This is a genomic window from Rossellomorea aquimaris (assembly GCF_020172085.1).
In the GTDB taxonomy this organism is placed as follows: Bacteria; Bacillota; Bacilli; order Bacillales; family Bacillaceae_B; genus Rossellomorea; species Rossellomorea aquimaris_E.
The window spans coordinates 893,504-908,733 of record NZ_JAIVAT010000003.1 but is presented as its reverse complement, the minus strand read 5'-3'; the positions used below and the strand labels follow the sequence as shown (position 1 = coordinate 908,733).

At 42.9% G+C, this 15,230-nt stretch carries 17 protein-coding genes; 1 reads left to right on the top strand and 16 read right to left on the bottom strand.

The features are described from left to right. Nucleotides 1-9: 9 nt before the first annotated feature. The 14 genes from LCL96_RS05415 to LCL96_RS05350 form a co-directional block, all read right to left on the bottom strand. Nucleotides 10-486: a DUF5590 domain-containing protein gene (locus tag LCL96_RS05415; protein WP_224940404.1), complete on the bottom strand. Its 477-nt coding sequence runs from the start codon at nucleotides 484-486 to the stop codon at nucleotides 10-12. Between the two features lie 12 nt (nucleotides 487-498). Beyond that, nucleotides 499-669, bottom strand: coding sequence for a YpmA family protein (locus LCL96_RS05410; RefSeq protein ID WP_082051082.1), 171 nt, complete (start codon nucleotides 667-669; stop codon nucleotides 499-501). Nucleotides 670-815: 146 nt separating this feature from the next. Then, nucleotides 816-1,649 (bottom strand): hypothetical protein, encoded by an 834-nt coding sequence (locus tag LCL96_RS05405; RefSeq protein WP_224940403.1) that lies wholly within the window; start codon nucleotides 1,647-1,649, stop codon nucleotides 816-818. A 76-nt stretch (nucleotides 1,650-1,725) separates the two neighbouring features. Further along, nucleotides 1,726-4,524, bottom strand: a complete 2,799-nt coding sequence (dinG, locus tag LCL96_RS05400) for an ATP-dependent DNA helicase DinG (protein ID WP_224940402.1) — start codon at nucleotides 4,522-4,524, stop codon at nucleotides 1,726-1,728. A 108-nt stretch (nucleotides 4,525-4,632) separates the two neighbouring features. After that, nucleotides 4,633-5,016 (bottom strand): aspartate 1-decarboxylase, encoded by a 384-nt coding sequence (gene panD / locus LCL96_RS05395; protein WP_224940401.1) that lies wholly within the window; start codon nucleotides 5,014-5,016, stop codon nucleotides 4,633-4,635. Further along, complete coding sequence (gene panC / locus LCL96_RS05390; protein ID WP_224940400.1) at nucleotides 5,009-5,878, bottom strand: pantoate--beta-alanine ligase; 870 nt, start codon at nucleotides 5,876-5,878, stop codon at nucleotides 5,009-5,011. Before panC ends, panD begins: the two co-directional genes overlap by 8 nt. Beyond that, nucleotides 5,875-6,714, bottom strand: a complete 840-nt coding sequence (gene panB, locus LCL96_RS05385) for a 3-methyl-2-oxobutanoate hydroxymethyltransferase (protein WP_224940399.1) — start codon at nucleotides 6,712-6,714, stop codon at nucleotides 5,875-5,877. The genes panC and panB overlap by 4 nt, the downstream gene beginning before the upstream one ends. 279 nt (nucleotides 6,715-6,993) lie before the next feature. Further along, the gene (locus LCL96_RS05380; RefSeq protein ID WP_224940398.1) at nucleotides 6,994-7,977 is read right to left on the bottom strand and encodes a biotin--[acetyl-CoA-carboxylase] ligase; all 984 of its coding nucleotides are present in this window, start codon (nucleotides 7,975-7,977) and stop codon (nucleotides 6,994-6,996) included. Further along, a complete protein-coding gene (locus tag LCL96_RS05375; RefSeq protein ID WP_224940397.1) occupies nucleotides 7,962-9,152 on the bottom strand; it encodes a CCA tRNA nucleotidyltransferase in 1,191 nt (396 codons plus the stop codon). The genes LCL96_RS05380 and LCL96_RS05375 overlap by 16 nt, the downstream gene beginning before the upstream one ends. Nucleotides 9,153-9,194: 42 nt before the next feature. Then, nucleotides 9,195-10,319, bottom strand: coding sequence for an N-acetyl-alpha-D-glucosaminyl L-malate synthase BshA (gene bshA, locus LCL96_RS05370; RefSeq protein WP_224940396.1), 1,125 nt, complete (start codon nucleotides 10,317-10,319; stop codon nucleotides 9,195-9,197). Nucleotides 10,320-10,323: 4 nt separating this feature from the next. Continuing rightward, nucleotides 10,324-11,025, bottom strand: coding sequence for a bacillithiol biosynthesis deacetylase BshB1 (gene bshB1 / locus LCL96_RS05365; RefSeq protein ID WP_224940395.1), 702 nt, complete (start codon nucleotides 11,023-11,025; stop codon nucleotides 10,324-10,326). A 1-nt stretch (nucleotide 11,026) separates the two neighbouring features. Beyond that, complete coding sequence (mgsA, locus tag LCL96_RS05360; RefSeq protein ID WP_224940394.1) at nucleotides 11,027-11,434, bottom strand: methylglyoxal synthase; 408 nt, start codon at nucleotides 11,432-11,434, stop codon at nucleotides 11,027-11,029. Nucleotides 11,435-11,447: 13 nt separating this feature from the next. After that, nucleotides 11,448-12,218 (bottom strand): 4-hydroxy-tetrahydrodipicolinate reductase, encoded by a 771-nt coding sequence (gene dapB, locus LCL96_RS05355; RefSeq protein WP_224940393.1) that lies wholly within the window; start codon nucleotides 12,216-12,218, stop codon nucleotides 11,448-11,450. Then, complete coding sequence (locus LCL96_RS05350) at nucleotides 12,205-12,558, bottom strand: nucleotide pyrophosphohydrolase (protein ID WP_224941302.1); 354 nt, start codon at nucleotides 12,556-12,558, stop codon at nucleotides 12,205-12,207. Before LCL96_RS05350 ends, dapB begins: the two co-directional genes overlap by 14 nt. A 161-nt stretch (nucleotides 12,559-12,719) precedes the next feature. On the opposite strand from LCL96_RS05350, the gene LCL96_RS05345 reads away from it, so the two are divergent. After that, the gene (locus LCL96_RS05345) at nucleotides 12,720-13,589 is read left to right on the top strand and encodes a YitT family protein (protein ID WP_224940392.1); all 870 of its coding nucleotides are present in this window, start codon (nucleotides 12,720-12,722) and stop codon (nucleotides 13,587-13,589) included. A gap of 56 nt (nucleotides 13,590-13,645) precedes the next feature. On the opposite strand, the gene LCL96_RS05340 is transcribed toward LCL96_RS05345, so the two are convergent. Further along, nucleotides 13,646-14,326 carry a zinc metallopeptidase gene (locus tag LCL96_RS05340; RefSeq protein WP_224940391.1) on the bottom strand — a complete coding sequence of 227 codons (681 nt, stop codon included), beginning with the start codon at nucleotides 14,324-14,326 and terminating at the stop codon, nucleotides 13,646-13,648. Between the two features lie 60 nt (nucleotides 14,327-14,386). After that, on the bottom strand, nucleotides 14,387-15,178 hold the full coding sequence (gene ypjB / locus LCL96_RS05335) for a sporulation protein YpjB (RefSeq protein WP_224940390.1): 792 nt from the start codon (nucleotides 15,176-15,178) through the stop codon (nucleotides 14,387-14,389). Between the last annotated feature and the right edge of the window lie 52 nt (nucleotides 15,179-15,230).

Here is a 15,230-nt window from a genome sequence, read left to right as displayed (position 1 = left end):
TCCCCCTGATCATAGATTTTCGATTTTTCTCCACCATTCCCCTGTAGAGAACAGCAGATAATAATAATTTAAATTGTCTTGCTGATCTAAGTAGGTTAATTCCCATACTGGACCGACGGATTCATACCCTAAACGGACAGACAGTAATTCTTTCGGTTTCTTTTCATCATTCAGTTTATTGATCGCCTGATCTTTTGTAATACCATCCGCCCATTTTTTTTCAATTATTTTTCCTTTTTTATTGGGGATCCAAGCGACCAACTTTTCCTGTTGCTCATTCTCTCCCGTTACGACAACATAGGATTTTGAGCCATTATAAAAGCTCGTATTCTCTACTTTCACTATGGCCGTTTCGTCTTCCACCCTGTTCAGGGCTTGATCTCTCTGTTGGTCTAAGGGACCCCTTGAAACTTTATACAATAGGACGGATGCGGTTACGCCAATGACGATGAACGATATTACGATTATGGTTATCCATTTTTTCATTACAATCACTCTTTATGTACGATAAATTGTTAGAACTGCCTGATTTTGATCTTCCGGATCTAAAGCTAAACCAAACATATAATCATCTTTTTTTAACGTTCTATTTAGTGTATCAACCACTTTATATAAATTATCCGTATATTCAATACGAACGGTGGAAAGAATTTCGATTCGACTTTCCATGTTGCTCCTCCTTTTATCCATTACCCTATTAAAAGTAAAAAACTCTACACATATTATAACAACATTAGTGGCCACCATGGTAGGGGGTAGCATAAAAACGATTGGAAAATGTAACGGGGGGCCTGAAATATCAGCCTCCCGTCCGTCTACCCTTCATCCTTAAGCACATCTTCTTGATCAAAGGTAAGCACTTCGTAATTTCTCTTGTTAAACTTCACTGAAATCAGCCCATGTTGACCTGTTAAATAAAGATCAATCCACGCTTCGTTGATCGCCTCAAGCATATCCCCATTAAGAAGTCTTTCTTTAGACCGGTAAAGGATGGCAGTTTGAGGATCGACATGCTCCAGAAGGCGATGAGAAATGCTTTCTGATTTAGAATGGACAGGGATCTTTACAATATTGACATTCTTTAGTGGTTTACTCATTAGCACCTCTTCAGAATGTGATGATTGAGAGCTCAACCATAGAAAACGATGGTGAAAAAACGTGATGGAAAAGTCCAGGCCTTCCCTTCTCTCATTCCCCTCATGGACAGCCCTCATCACTAAATCATCTGAAAATGTATAGGATTCCTCCTCCTGAATGGTATGAATGATTCCGGAAACTTGCTTCGGCATGGACGGCTCTAGTGATTTTCCTACGACTATCTCTTCTATGCCGAATTTTTTCACTAGTTCAGCAATCATTACACTATCCACTTCACTTTTTTCAGTGATGATCAAGCCCTTTATGTTGTTAATATGCATTTGATTAAAGTAATAATAAAGCTGATTTCGTTCCTTAAAGGATCCTGTGTTGACCAAATAATGATTCCCCGAAGCTAAATGCAGCACTGCTACCTCTCCTATTTGAACCGGGAGGAAGCTGATTGCATACTCCTCTTGGGATACACGTAAATCCACTTTAGGCACTTTCATTCCATAGGCATTTGAACATACCAAGAGAGACGACAGCACTACCGATAGAATCACTCTCATTTACAATCCTCCAGTTTAACATCTCATCTTTAGGTTGTGTTAAAGAGAAGATTTTATCACTGAAGTTCATGCTGTTTTAGAGCCAGTCTTCGATCCATGAAACCAAATCATACAGGTCGCCTTCTTTGACTTCCATGGAAGGGATGGATTGCAAGAACGCTTTTCCATACCTTGTGGTCATGATTCTGCGGTCGTACACAATGACGACACCCCTATCGCTGCTTCTTCTGATCAGCCTTCCCACTCCTTGCTTGAAGCGAATGATGGCTTCAGGTAAAGAATGTGAAGAAAAAGGATTCTTTCCCTCTGCTTTCAGTATATCTGATTTTGCCTGATTGACCGGCTCATCAGGCGGCGAAAATGGGAGTCTCACCATGGCAAGGCAGGACAAATCCTCTCCAGGGATGTCCACCCCTTCCCAGAAACTGCTCGTACCGAAAAGAATCGCCTTATCAAAGCGTTGAAAATTTTTTGTCAACCGGGTACGACTACCCGAAGTGATTCCCTGGGCCATCAACACATATTCTTCCAATAACCCACTTTCTTTCATGAGCTCATATGTTTTTCTCAACATATCATAGGATGTGAATAGAATGAGCATCCTGCCCTTAGTCGCCTGTGCCACCCCTATTAAATGGGAGCTGATGGCTTCAATATATTCTTCGTTATGGACCTGCTGGATCTCAGGGACATCCGTCGGTACAAAAAGTCTGGAAACCTCATGATAGTCAAAAGGTGAGGAAAGCTGGAGCTTTTTCACACCCTGGTCAATAAGTCCTATCTCATTTAAGAAATAGTTGAATGATCCGCTGACGGTCAAAGTGGCAGATGTCAGCACCACACTTTTCTTCTTAGCAAAAATCTCGTCCTGGAGGTTTCGGTCGACGGTAATAGGCTGAGCCTGGATCGATAGACTGTTTGGAAGTGATCTCGTGTCCCCATCCAGCCATAGAACGTGATTGTTCATTTCCTTTAAGAACACTGTTTGAAAATTCGCCTTCAATTCTGTCCAATCCACTAAAAAGCTATAAAATTCTTCAATCAGTGCCTTCTCTTTATCAAGGAGTTTGATTTTCTTTTCCTTGATGGTATCCAGTATCTGTTGAAATTCCCTTTCTACAATGTTCATTCCTGAAATCACTCGTTCCATCGACATGATGATGGGCTGCCAGTAACTGCTCTTTTTCATTTCTTCTGTAATGCGAAGCTGGATTTTTTGTATTCCTGTCCTCTTTTTGGCCTTCTTATAGAATACGCTGGTTAAAACAGAAATTGCTTCTTCCAAATCCATATAAAACTGTGTAATTTTTGCATCCAGTTCGAATGGATGTATAGTCGAATCAACCGAATGACTGGAGAGGAGCTGGTCCAGCCGGTAAAATAGCTGTTTTTGGTCCAATGTCCCCAATTGTGAGGTGCTAAACTTAATGGAGAGGTAATCCATGACTACCCCAAGATGCTGCCTTGCTGACTTTTCCAGATGATGTGCTTCATCAATCACTAAATAATCATAAGCAGGCAGCATGCTGCTTTCCCTTACCATATCCGTTAAGAGCATAGAGTGATTGGTAATGATGATATCTGCTTCCTGTGCCTTCTTTCTCGCAGATAGATAAAAATCCTTCCCAATCCACGGATCTTTCGTCTCTGTAAGATGCCATCCATCGTGTTTTAAGCGATTCCAGAACAATTGTCCCCCTGAAGTGAGATTCAATTCATCCATGTCCCCGGACTCGGTTCGTGTCAGCCAAACAAGAATCTGCATCTTTGTCAGGACAACATCGTATTGAGACTCATCTTCCCTGAGAGCCTGCTCGAATTTAAAAAGATTTATGTAATGGTTCTTTCCTTTTAAGAGAACGGTCTTGAATGGGACAGGGCAGATCTTCTCTAATAACTTAATTTCTTTATGAAGCAATTGCTCCTGTAACTGAATGGTAAATGTACTGATAACCACCTTTTCATGGGCACGCTTACTAAACATGACGGCTGGCCATAAGTAACCAAGTGACTTACCAACCCCGGTCCCTGCTTCGATGACGACATGATGAGATCCACGAAAAGCATCGGAGATCTCGTTCATCATCTCCAGCTGTTGCTCTCTTTTTTCGTAGAAAGGTACTTCATTCGCAAGATGCTCCTCAAAATCGGGTTCATAAAAATGAGTACTCTCTTCGGGATCATCACTCGAGGAATGATTCTTCTTTCTCAGGGCAATCCCCCGATACACCTCTAATTCTTCCGAAAGATCCTCAACATGCCTTTGTTTCTCGGTCACGATGCTGTCAAACAACAAATCAAGGTCACTTTTTAAGTGTCTCGAAAGCTTGTAAAGCTTTTCAAGGGTGACCAAAGGGAGATGTGAAAGTTTTTCAATAAAGTATAGGAGTATTTCAGCTGTCACGTAAGCATCACTGTCAGCTTGGTGAGGTCTTACATGACTCAACTTCAAAGAATTGGAGAGCTCCGTTAGTTTAAAGCTGTCCGCAGATGGCAAAGCCACCTTAGCGAGCTCCACGGTATCAAAGGCAGGTCCCGTGAATGGGTTGTATCCCGCTTCTTCCAGTTCTGCTTGAAGAAATGAAAGGTCAAATTGAACGTTATGGGCTACAAAAATACCATGGTCCAATAGTTCAAGGATTTTCGGTGCAATTTCATGAAAGGCTGGAGCGTTTTTCACCATGTCATCATTGATCCCCGTTAATTCCTCAATAAACGCAGGAATGGGTTTTCCAGGTGAAACGAAGGACGTAAATTGATCAATGATTTTTCCGCCTTCTATGATGACCGCTGATAGTTGAATGATTTTTTCTCCTTTTTTCGGAGAATTTCCTGTTGTTTCTAAGTCGATGACAACTAATTTAAATGGGTACATATTATTCACTGCCTTTATATAGATCCTACTCTTATGATTTTCTAAATAAGTGTACCATAAACAAAAAAGCAAGTCTCCTATTCCTAAATCAGGAGACTTGCCCATCTTTTATAGTATTGTCGCTTCAGGTTCTGTACCGATCATATCGACCACCCGGTTATGTTCACCCATGATCGCCACTCTTGGAGTATGGTTATGGACCATTTCTTCAGCTACCATTTTATAGGATATGATGATGACGATGTCACCTTTTTGTACGAGTCTTGCCGCCGCTCCGTTCAAACAGATGACGCCGCTACCCCTTTCACCGGGAATGATATACGTCTCGAGTCGAGCTCCGTTATTGTTATTGACAATCTGAACTTTTTCATTCGGAAGCATTCCGACAACATCCAGAATATCCTCGTCGATGGTAATGCTTCCGACATAATCAAGGTTTGCTTCTGTTACAGTCGCTCTATGAATTTTACCACTCATCATTGTTCTATACATTTAATTTCTCCTCCGGTTCTACACTGATGATTATATTATCGATTAATCTCGCTTGTTTAAATTGTACCGCTACCGCTATAATGATCTCCCCTTCGAGTCTGTTCAGCTCGTAAAGCTCAGGGTAGGAATACAGTTCCACGTAATCGATTTTCCCTGAAGTGTGTTCCTGGATCATATCGCAGATGTTCCTCATAATAACAGAAGGATCCTGCTCACCACCCATTATACTTTCTCTTGCTTTTTTCAAACTTTGATAGAGTATAGGGGCTTCTCTTCTTTCCTGTTGAGAAAGATAGACATTTCTCGAGCTCTTCGCCAGCCCATCCTCTTCCCTGACTGTCGGGACTCTGACGATCTTAATAGGAAAGAAATAATCTTTAACCAATCCATCAACAACCGCAACTTGTTGAGCATCTTTTTGTCCGAAATATGCCCTGGTCGGCTGGACAAGATGAAACAACTTTGTCAGGACTGTCACTACTCCGTCAAAATGACCTTCCCGCTTCCGCCCACACAGTACATCTACACGCTCTTTCACACTCATGGTGACGGATTGCTTTCCCCTGTAGACGTCATCCGTATTGGGAATAAAAAGGATATCAACTCCGGCGTTCCTTGCTAATGCTGTATCTCTTTCAACATCACGGGGATATCGGTCAAAATCCTCATTTGGACCAAATTGCAGGGGATTCACAAATATACTCATCACGACGACTTCATTGTGATCCCTCGCTTCTTTCGCCAAGGTCAAATGCCCCTCATGGAGGTAACCCATTGTTGGGACGAATCCGATCGTGGTAACCGATTTTTTCAAACTCTCTATATTCGATTGCAATTCATGAATAGTAGTGATGACCTTCATTTTTTTAACCCGCCATAGAGAGAATCTAGTTCTTCATCCCGCATCGTAAAGGAATGCTCCTCTGCTGGGAAGAGCTCCCCTTTCACTTCTTCTATATAGGTTTTGATACTGTTATGCATGACATCGGATGCATTTCCATATTGTTTGACAAACTTAGGTACACGGTTTACACCATAAGTAACAAGGTCATGGAAGACCAGGACCTGTCCATCGGTTTCAACGCCCGCACCGATTCCTATCGTCGGTATCGATAACGCTTCCGAGATCTCCCTTGCGATTTGCTTTGGCACACATTCAAGCACGAGAGCAAAGGCACCAGCCTGTTCACATTTTATGCTGTCGTCAATCAATTTCCTGGCGGTATCTGCCGTTTTCCCTTGTACTTTATACCCTCCAAGGACACCTACTGATTGAGGAGTCAATCCTAAGTGAGCTACTACAGGAATTCCCGCACTTGTTAAGTCCTGAATTCGATCGATGACATGGGCGCCACCTTCCACCTTCACAGCATGTGCTCCTCCTTTTTGGAGAATATCTGCAGCTGTTTTCAAAGTCTCTTCCCTCGACAAGTGGTACGACATAAATGGCATATCCGTGATGATAAACGTGTTTTTTGCCCCTCTTTTTACAGCTTTGGTGTGATGAATCATATCATCGACCGTCACAGGCACTGTTGAATCATACCCTAATACAACCATACCGAGACTATCACCTACGAGGATGACATCGATTCCCGCTTCCTCTGCCGCTTTGGCGCTTGGATAATCATAAGCCGTAATCATGGAAATCTTTTCTTTTTCACTCTTCATCTTTAAAAAATCTGTTGTTTGTTTCATGTTATCCTCCTTCTTTTCAGTCAGAGGTGACGAAACTTAGATTGAAAGCACTTTCATAAGAAAATAAAAAAACCTCCTGTAAAAAATGACAGAAGGATCATAAGTGTTTGATATCATGGTTTCGACCCTCTGTCCCAGTCCGCAATGGATCAAGGCAGAAATAGTATTGAATGCTTGTTATTCATGTAACAGGTGCAGTTCGAATGATACTGCCCAATGAGATTATACCATAAATAAGCGGGATGGATATACTGATTTCAGCCTCCACCCCGCTCTTCATTAAACATTCACTTCAATATCCGCAGAGTAAATCTGATGGATCGTTCCATGGGCATCCTCAATCTTCAGGACCCCTTCCTCTGTAATCCCAAGTGCCCTGCCTTCAATGGTACCATTAATGGTTCTTGCCCGGATTTTCTTTCCGATACTGATGGCATAGCTCTCCCATAATAGTTTTATGGGAGTGAACCCCTCTTTCATATATAGGGAATACAACGCCTCTATTCGTTCGAGCAGCCTTTGCACAATGAGCGATCTCGACAAGGTTTTCCCCTCCTCGATGGAAAGAGAGGTGGCGATCTTTTGAATCTCATCTGGAAAATGTTCCTTCGTCTGATTGACATTCATCCCGATGCCGATAATGATGGAGTTGATTTTGTCCGATTCCGCTTGTAGTTCAGTCAGGATCCCCGTCACCTTTTTCCCATCAATGAGTATATCATTCGGCCATTTGATTTGGGGATTGAGTTCAGACACTTCCTCGATAGCCTGAACCACTGCAACTGCTGTAATCAGGGTGAATTGAGGAGCTTTTTGCGGCGGCAGGAGCGGTTTTAAGATTAAGCTCATCCAAATGCCCGTCCCTTTGGATGAGTGCCACTCTCTCATCAATCTGCCCCTACCTGCAGTCTGTTCGTCCGCAATCACTAACGTACCTTCTACTGCACCGTCACTTGCCAGGGTGTGAGCGATTCTCTGAGTACTGGGAACAGATTCTTCATAGTGAATAACAGTACCTAACGTGTGAGTTTGCAATCCTAAACGTATTTTACTTTCCGTTACACTATCAGGCGTTTCAATGATCCGATAACCTTTCTTTCTTACCGCTTCCAAGACGAAGCCTTCCTTACGAAGTTCTTCTATATGTTTCCAGATAGCCGTCCTTGAACATCCAGCAATATCTGCAAGGGCTTGTCCCGATAAAAATTCCTGATTCGATTCAAATAATGCCTTAAGAACTTTTTTTCTTATAGTCGATTGCATGCTTTCAGCCACCTCCTAATCTCTTCTTTTTCATTGGTGAGTGTTTCATTAATGATCGCCGTTTCAACTTCATATAATATTTCTTTTACCCATGGGCCTCCCTTTTTGTCTGCCCATGCCATTAAATCCGAACCTGTTACATCAAGCTGTTGTCTGGAGAATATAGCAAGTTTATGGTAGTGCTCTCTTATGTTCTCCTCATCCGCTTGTGGATTCAAACATCCATATACCTTTTCTACATTGAGTGCAGCCTCAAGACCTGCACGAAACAGTAATGGCTTTGTCCACCCCGATGCCTTTCTTTCTTTCAGAATATCCAATTCTTTGGCACGGTACTTGATCATTTTGGTAGGAAGCCGCCAGCCTTTCAGAAAAACACCTCTTTCTTCCTCCCTTATATATGTCAGAAGAAGTAACCATGTCTGTTCCTTTGTTAACTTATCCAAGCCAGAAAGACTCGCTGCCTCTTGTAGCTGTTGGTGATAGTTGATTAAATGTGGAAGTTCCTTATATAAGCCGGTTCGGATAAGAAGGTTCAGCCCTTCTTGCTTCCAGGTACTGTCCAGTATTTTTTCAAACTCCATTGTTTTTCTTTCAACAGCTATATGCTGAAGCAGCTTCGAGTGCTCTTCCAATGCAGTGAGTGTAGACGCCTCCAGCTCAAATCCAAGTTGACTGACAAACCGTACTGCCCTCATCATGCGCAGGGCGTCCTCTGAAAACCTTAATTCCGGTGAGCCCACGGTACGGATCAATTTGTTATGTATATCTTTCTTGCCCTGGAAAGGATCTCGTACCCGACCCTCTCCATCCATGGCCATACTGTTCATAGTGAAATCCCTACGTTTTAAATCCTCTTCGAGGGAACGGATGAACTCCACCTTATCCGGTCTCCTAAAATCAGCATAAGAAGATTCGGTTCTAAACGTCGTGATTTCATACTCTCTTTCGCCCTCCAAGACGAGGACCGTCCCATGATCAATCCCGATATCAATCGTCTTTTGGAAAATCCTTTTCACTTCTTCCGGATAGGCAGACGTAGCAATATCCACATCATTGATTGTCCTGCCGAGGATAAAGTCCCTCACAGATCCTCCAACGAAGTATGCTTCGAATCCTGCCTTCTCAAGCTTTTTTAATACGGGAACCGCTTGTTGGAATATGGTTGGCAACATTTATAACACCTGCTTTACTTAAATCCTAATCACCAAGATCGTTCACAGTAGATCCCTGTAGATTCCTTCATATTGCTCGACAATCTTGCTTGAGTGGAATTTTGTCCTGGCGGTTTGAAGAGCATTCCTTGAAACTTCTTTATGGAGTTGAACATCCCTTAGCAATTGCAGAGACTTCGCGGCCACCTGTTTGACGTTCCCGATTTCGCAAATAAAGCCGTTGTAGCCATCCTCAATCACTTCGGGAATTCCTCCCACATTCGTTCCGATACTTGGAACACCACACGCCATTGCTTCAAGGGCAACCAGGCCGAAACTCTCTTTTTCTGAAAGTAACAGTTTGATATCGCTGATAGAATAGAGCTCTTCAAGATTATCCTGTTTGCCAAGGAACAAGACACGATCCTCTAGCCCCAGGTCCCTTACCTGTTTACATATGAGAGTCATTTCAGGTCCGTCCCCCACAAGAAGTAGCTTGGATGGGATTTCCCTTTGAATCAGGTCGAAAGAATCTACGACATCTGTGACCCTTTTCACACCACGGAAGTTCGATACATGAATGATCACTTTTTCATGATCCTTAATTCCATATTCTTTTCTAAGATGACGAGAATCCACTGCCTTATATACCCGCTCATCTATAAAATTATAAACCGTTTGTATTTCTTTATCCGGTTGAATCAAATCATAGGTCTGTTTCACCAGGGCGCTAGAAACAGCCGTCACGACATCCGACTTCTCGATGCCGAATCGGATGGCACCGGTCAAAGATGGATCATACCCTAGCACAGTGATATCAGTGCCGTGAAGAGTGGTGACGATCTTGACATCTTTCCCTGACATTTGTTTCCCCAATATGGCACATACAGCATGGGGGATTGCATAATGAACATGCAAGATGTCCAGATTCTCACGTTCCGTTATTTCCGCCATTTTATTCGCCAGTGCCAGGTCATATGGAGGATATTGAAATACGGAATACTGACTCACTTCCACTTGGTGAAAGTAGATATTGTGATACATTTTGTTCAACCTGAATGGGATGCTCGAGGTAATAAAATGTATTTCATGCCCTTTCTCAGCCAGTAGTTTCCCAAGCTCCGTTGCCACTACACCGGAGCCACCGACTGTAGGATAGCATGTTATGCCTATTTTCAACTTCTTCATACCATTAATCTCCTAACAAATCTTGATGCAAAATGAGTGGGTTATAGGAAAAGAATCCTTCCGCATAGCGTAGTCCCGCATCTTTCCCCATTATCCTCTCCCTTGCTTCCACCGCTTCGATATATCCCTCTGTCAGAGGAGTCGCTACTCCACCCACCCCTTGAGTGAATTGACTTCCATATGCTTGTAAGCTCTCTACCTTTGTTTGAATATAAGGTTCGATATCAACTACAAATTGAGGTTTATGAAACCCGTTTATCATATAAAAGTAAAGGTGTTGGGCTTTGTGCGCAGAAATGTCCGGATCAAACTTCCGGATCCCCGCGGAGAAAAATGCTTCCTTGACCAGTCGCGAAGCATTCCCGTGGTCAGGATGGCGATCTTGATCATAGGGAGCAAAGATCGCTTTCGGTTGATACGTCCTTATTACCTTCACGATTTTCCCAATGTTTTCATCTGTTATGTAAATTCCTCTATCCGGTATATCAAGGGTCACCCTTTTCAATGCCCCTAAAATGGTTGCTGCTTTCAAAGCTTCCTCTTTCCTGTCAGAAACCGTTCCATTGGAAGATAGTTCTGCCGTTGTCATGTCACATATAACAATCTTCTTTCCCTCAGCAGCATACTTCGCAAGTGTCCCACCCATGCCGATTTCCACATCGTCGGCATGGGCACCGAAAGCCAGGATATCAATTTGTTGACTCACACTATTCCTCCTTATCCCTCACTACACTCCTCCACTCTATGTCTCCCCTTTCGAGACCTCTCACCAGCACCTCAGCCGTGCCCATATTGGTTGCAAGCGGTACGGCGTATACATCACACAGCCTGATCAGTGCCGATACATCTGGTTCATGGGGCTGTGCTGTCAGGGGATCCCTGAAGAACAGGACAAGGTCCATTTTATCATTGGCAATATAAGATCCGATTTCCTGATCTCCTCCAAGAGGTCCTGACCTAAAGCGATGGATGGGTAAACCTGTTTCTTCCCCGATCCTTTTTCCCGTTGTCCCTGTGGCAAAAAGGGTGTGTTTCTCTATGATGGACTTATATGCAAGTACGAAACGAATAAGATCATCTTTTTTCTTATCATGAGCAATCAGCGCAATATTCATTTACACTCACCCTTTAGTCTAGTATATTTTCGAGTCCATAAACCAATGTATCCAGTTTCATGACCGTATCTACGGACACTTTTACACCCGACATGAAGCTTCCACGGTTAAAGGAATCATGGCGGATTGTCAATGTCTGTCCCTCGGCCCCAAGCATCACCTGTTGATGGGCAATGAGTCCTGGAAGTCGAATACTGTGGATATGCATCCCATCTACATCCGCTCCCCTTGCACCGGGATGCGTTTCTTTCTCATTAGGGTGCCCCTGTTTCTTCGTTTCCCTCACTTCTCTGATCATTTCAGCGGTTTTCAAAGCCGTACCTGAAGGTGCATCCAGCTTTTGATCGTGATGCAATTCTATGATTTCCACATCATTAAAGTATTTTGCTGCCATTTGAGAGAACTTCATCATGAGCACGGCTCCGATGGCAAAGTTGGGAGCTATGATGCACCCAAGCGATTTCGATTCTGCGAGTTCCTTCAATTCATTCAGCTCTTCTTTCGAGAAACCTGTTGTACCGACAACTGGTCTGACCCCATACTGGAGTGCTGTCTTTGTATGATGGTACCCAACTTCTGGTGTTGTTAAGTCAATCAGCACATGTGGCGTACGATTCTGAAAACATTCTTCAATATCCACATACACCGGTACATCAAGATCGACTTCCTTTTTGTGGTCGATGACACTTATGAGCGTAAAGTGTTCGGTTTCTTTCACCAATTGAACAGCTTCTTTCCCCATTCTCCCTCTTGGTCCTGCAATCGTGACGTTAATTTGTTCCATCTTCATCCCCACCTTCAATTCTCGTCCAGCGATCTTTATCTCTGGTATTAAACTTGTGCATCACCCGGTTGTGGGCCTCTTCAAGGCTGATATCAAGGGAATTAGCCAGGCAGATGACGACAAACAAAAGATCGCCGAGCTCCTCTTCAATCGTATTTTCTTCTTCCGTGCTTTTTTTAGGCTTTTCTCCATGGCGGTGATTAACTTCTCTCGCTAATTCACCAAGCTCCTCGGTAAGACGAGCTACCATGGCCAATGGACTGAAATATCCTTCTTTGAATTGACTTATGTATTCGTCCACTTCTGTTTGTAATTGTTTCATCGTTTTATCCTTTGTCATAAGAAGCTTCACTCCTTCATTATCTCCTATCATGTTAGCTAAATCCTTCCCGTTTGACAAATATAACGTTTGATTTCATAACTCTTCATTGCCAGTTTGTTTTTCTTCTTATATAATGTCTCTGTCAACGAGATAATACTAATAAAAGGAGGGAATCACAGATGTTGGGATTGCGTGTTAAGAATATATTGTTCATCTTATTGGGTTCCGCTATATTTGCTTTTGGTCTAGTACACTTCAATATTCAAAATAAACTGGCTGAAGGTGGTTTCACGGGCATCACACTTATTCTTTATTTCCTATTTGATATTGACCCTTCGTACTCCAACCTTGCCTTAAATATACCCCTATTCTTCCTGGGATGGAAGCTCCTCGGAAAGAAAGCCTTCTATTATACGGTGATCGGAACGGTTGCCCTTTCGGTATTTCTATGGATCTTCCAGAGGTACCAAATGACCATCGACCTGGAAGGGGATCTATTCCTGGCTGCCCTGTTCGCAGGCATATTTATCGGAATTGGTCTAGGAATCATATTCAGGTACGGAGGTACAACTGGCGGTGTCGATATTATCGCCCGGCTAGCCCACAAATACGTAGGCTGGAGCATGGGGAAAACCATGTTCATGTTCGATGCTGTCGTCATCGGTATTTCACTCATTACATATTTGGAGTACAGGCAAGCGATGTACACCCTCGTTGCTGTCTTTGTTGCAGCAAGAGTCATCGACTTCATGCAGGAAGGGGCATATTCTGCCAGGGGTGCCATGATCATATCCGAGAGCCATGAAGAAATCGCAAGTGTCATCAATGAGAAAATGGACCGTGGAGTAACCGTCTTAAGGGGCCACGGCTCGTTTACGAAGCAAGATCGAGAAGTCCTTTATTGCGTGGTCGGAAAGAATGAAATCGTACGACTTAAGAATATCATCACCAGTGTCGATCCTCATGCCTTTGTATCCGTCACCGTCGTACACGACGTCCTCGGCGAAGGATTCACACTTGACGCAGACAAGAACCCCCTGCATGATTAATGTATAACCTAAAAAAGCTAGACTCCGCGTTGAGTCTAGCTTTTTCATTTATGGAGTTAATCGTCACCATTCATACCGGTGAAGATCAATACTAATCTCAATAGTTCGATGATTGCCACTGCTGCGGCAGCTACATACGTCATCGCTGCTGCGTTCAGTACTTTTCTGGCATGTCGCTCTTCTTCGTTGCGGATCAATCCTAGTGAAACGATTTGATCCATTGCTCTTGATGAAGCGTTAAACTCAACTGGAAGAGTGATCAATTGAAATACCACCCCTACAGCCATCAGAATGATACCGAGCAGGAACATTCCAGATAATTGAGTGAATATACCGATCATCAAGAAGATCCAAGACATATTTGAGCCAATATTCGCAACGGGAACGAGAGCATGCCGGAACCTGAGAAATGCATAGCTTTCAGCGTCTTGTATTGCATGACCGACTTCATGGGCAGCAACAGCCGCTCCAGCTACCGAATGTCCATGATAATTATCAGGCGACAATGCAACTGTTTTAGTCATTGGATTATAGTGATCACTCAAAAACCCTCTGCCTTCGACTACTTTAACATTGTGCAACCCGTTTTCATCTAGGATTCTTCTGGCCATTTCCCTTCCGGTCATACCGGAAGTAGTGGCTACTCGTGAATATTTCTTAAAGGTACTCTTTACGCGCATCTGAGCTCCAATTGGAATAAGAGCTATCAGTAAAAAGTAAATCAAAAATCCTGCCATTATCGCATTAACCTCCAGATGTATAGATTACCTAAATTTTATAGCGCAAAAAGGGCGGTGTCAATTTTTTTGCCGTTCTGATTTTTTCACTTCACTTTGTCCCTTATATTTTCTCCAACCTACATAAGATAATGTAGAAACGATGATACTGCCTGTCGATATGATGACCCACCAAAGGGAAGGATCCGCTTCGTCTTCTGTCATATTCTCAAATAGCTTGTGTAGATCTGTTTCCAAAGCTGCCAGCTCACTCATCGTTTCTGTACTTTCCAACACGTCCTGTCGATAATGGTCCAAGTAAGATATCCTTGCATCCAACACTTGAGCCCGCTCAACAGGGATGTCTAATTTGATACTCGGCTGAATGATATTATATTTGGACAAAAAAACATTCAATGTCATTTGATAATCATCTGCGTTTCCATTTTCAGCTGCAATCTTCACACCATTGAAGGCTTCCATGATCGGGTCTTCCATCTCAACCCATAATGGTTGGTGCTGACTGTTTAATGCATCCATCACAAGTCTGAACTTGGTAACGGCGTTCACCTTCTGTTCCTGGTCAAGAGATGTTTGATTGATACTTTCCACCGCCAAATTATGAGAGATGGTTAAGATCCTCAACTCATCCATAGAAAAAGACTCCTGAGCACTCAAAGAAGCGAATTCATCGGAGAAATACACTAAAAGATGCTTTGCTTCTTCATATCGTCCTGCCTTTGTCATCTGTAAGGCCTGATCTGAAATTTCATCAAGCTCGTTCATTGGAGACGTTGACTCTACTGCGATTAATGGTTGAGGCACTAAAATGAGAAATAAGAAAGCGGTAATAATAAATTGGATGAATTTCATACTTGTCCCCCCTAAAACTACTAATAAAGTTTATGAGTGGGAGGACAAGAGT

Coding starts and splice junctions, on each gene's coding strand:
- mgsA (WP_224940394.1), bottom strand. CDS start 11,434: ATGAATATTGCGCTGATTGCTCATGATAAGAAAAAAGATGATCTTATT.
- panD (WP_224940401.1), bottom strand. CDS start 5,016: ATGTATAGAACAATGATGAGTGGTAAAATTCATAGAGCGACTGTAACA.
- ypjB (WP_224940390.1), bottom strand. CDS start 15,178: ATGAAATTCATCCAATTTATTATTACCGCTTTCTTATTTCTCATTTTA.
- dinG (WP_224940402.1), bottom strand. CDS start 4,524: ATGTACCCATTTAAATTAGTTGTCATCGACTTAGAAACAACAGGAAAT.
- LCL96_RS05405 (WP_224940403.1), bottom strand. CDS start 1,649: ATGAGAGTGATTCTATCGGTAGTGCTGTCGTCTCTCTTGGTATGTTCA.
- LCL96_RS05410 (WP_082051082.1), bottom strand. CDS start 669: ATGGAAAGTCGAATCGAAATTCTTTCCACCGTTCGTATTGAATATACG.
- panB (WP_224940399.1), bottom strand. CDS start 6,714: ATGAAACAAACAACAGATTTTTTAAAGATGAAGAGTGAAAAAGAAAAG.
- panC (WP_224940400.1), bottom strand. CDS start 5,878: ATGAAGGTCATCACTACTATTCATGAATTGCAATCGAATATAGAGAGT.
- LCL96_RS05345 (WP_224940392.1), top strand. CDS start 12,720: ATGTTGGGATTGCGTGTTAAGAATATATTGTTCATCTTATTGGGTTCC.
- LCL96_RS05350 (WP_224941302.1), bottom strand. CDS start 12,558: ATGACAAAGGATAAAACGATGAAACAATTACAAACAGAAGTGGACGAA.
- bshA (WP_224940396.1), bottom strand. CDS start 10,319: ATGAAGAAGTTGAAAATAGGCATAACATGCTATCCTACAGTCGGTGGC.
- LCL96_RS05380 (WP_224940398.1), bottom strand. CDS start 7,977: ATGCAATCGACTATAAGAAAAAAAGTTCTTAAGGCATTATTTGAATCG.
- LCL96_RS05375 (WP_224940397.1), bottom strand. CDS start 9,152: ATGTTGCCAACCATATTCCAACAAGCGGTTCCCGTATTAAAAAAGCTT.
- LCL96_RS05340 (WP_224940391.1), bottom strand. CDS start 14,326: ATGGCAGGATTTTTGATTTACTTTTTACTGATAGCTCTTATTCCAATT.
- LCL96_RS05415 (WP_224940404.1), bottom strand. CDS start 486: ATGAAAAAATGGATAACCATAATCGTAATATCGTTCATCGTCATTGGC.
- dapB (WP_224940393.1), bottom strand. CDS start 12,218: ATGGAACAAATTAACGTCACGATTGCAGGACCAAGAGGGAGAATGGGG.